Consider the following 1,569-nt stretch of genomic DNA (forward strand, 5'->3'; position numbering starts at 1 on the left):
CGGACCTGCTGGCCGAGCTCGGTCGGGACGCGGCGCCCGGCGTCGCCCACCCGTGAGGCTCGGCCGCGGGACGCCGCCGGTCGCACCAGCCGGGGCCGACGCCTCCACCGTGGTCCGATTCCCGGGCCGCACCGCGCGCCGGCGCCGCGCCACGCGCTGGGGTGTGGCGGCCGCGGTCCTCGCGGTGCTGACCGCCCTGGGCTGGGTCGTGTTCTTCTCGCCCGTGCTCGCGGTGGACCGCGTCGAGGTCACCGGCACCCGCCATGTCTCCGCCGCCGAGGTCCAGGAGCGCCTGGAGCCCGTGTACGGCGTGCCGCTGTCCCGCGTCGGCGCCGGCTGTGTGGGCGAGCTGGTCGGTGGTCTGCCCGGAGTGGCCGAGGTCCAGACCGTTCCCCGCCTGCCCACCGGCCTGGAGGTCGTGGTCCGGGAGCATGAGACGCGGGCCCGGCGGGATGGCGACGACGGTGTGCAGCTGCTGCTCGCAGACGGCACCGTCCTGACGGGAGTGCCGGAGGAACGGCTCGAGGGCGAGGACCTCCCCGCGTTCTCGGAGGAGCTGGCGCAGCGGGCGCAGGAGGAGCGCGCCGAGGTGGCCGAGGTGCTGGCCGCCCTGCCGGAGGCCGTGGCGGATCGTGTCGAGACGGCCGACTCCCGGGGCCCGGGCCAGGTCCGTCTGGCGCTCGAGGGTGGGGTGACCCTGGTCTGGGGCGACGCGCAGGACGCCGGCCTCAAGGGGTCCGTGGCCGAGGCGTTCCTGGCGGACGAGCGGCACGGGTCCGCGGCGGGCGGCGTCGCCGAGATCGACGTCTCCGTGCCCACGCGGCCGATCACGCGCTGAACCGGGGCCACAGGAGTCTCCAGTAGAACGTGAAGGTGAAGGTCGGGGCGCGGGGCCTCATGCGAGTCGGGGTGCCATCACTGCGGAGGCTCGTCCTTCGAGTCTCACGTGAAAGTTGATGTTGAGGGCGTCTTTTCCGCGTGGACACGCCGTTTTCTTTTGCGCGTGACGCGGGCCTCCCAGTACGGTGGATCCGAACGCGCGCGAGGCTCGCTTCACGCTGTGCTTGAAGGTGTCCACCCCGGGTGGCCGCCGATCATCGGGGCGATGTGCCTCGCGCGGACCTCTCGAGATCTCGAACAAAGGGAACCAACACCGTGGCTGCACCCCAGAACTACCTGGCCGTCATCAAGGTCGTCGGCATCGGCGGCGGCGGCGTGAACGCCGTGAACCGCATGATCGAGGTGGGGCTCCGCGGCGTGGAGTTCATCGCCATCAACACGGACGCCCAGGCGCTGTTGATGTCGGACGCGGACGTGAAGCTGGACGTGGGCCGCGAGCTCACCCGTGGACTCGGCGCGGGCGCGAACCCCGAGGTGGGCCGCCAGGCCGCCGAGGACCACGCGGAGGAGATCGAGGAGGTCCTGCGGGGCGCGGACATGGTGTTCGTGACCGCGGGCGAGGGCGGCGGCACCGGCACCGGCGGGGCGCCCGTCGTGGCCCGCATCGCGCGCTCGCTCGGCGCCCTGACCATCGGCGTCGTGACCCGTCCGTTCACGTTCGAGGGCCGC

1 protein-coding gene and 1 pseudogene are annotated in these 1,569 nt (G+C 73.4%); both read left to right on the forward strand.

Annotated features, from left to right (window positions below):
- Window positions 1–109: 109 nt before the first annotated feature.
- Window positions 110–838 carry a cell division protein FtsQ/DivIB gene (locus ACFWJO_RS38810; RefSeq protein WP_051995230.1) on the forward strand — a complete coding sequence of 243 codons (729 nt, stop codon included), beginning with the start codon at window positions 110–112 and terminating at the stop codon, window positions 836–838.
- Window positions 839–1,155: 317 nt separating this feature from the next.
- A pseudogene (locus tag ACFWJO_RS38815) lies at window positions 1,156–1,569 on the forward strand (cell division protein FtsZ); the annotation flags it as partial.

The organism is Streptomyces sp. NPDC127092, from assembly GCF_042722475.1.
Lineage (GTDB): Bacteria > Actinomycetota > Actinomycetes > Streptomycetales > Streptomycetaceae > Streptomyces.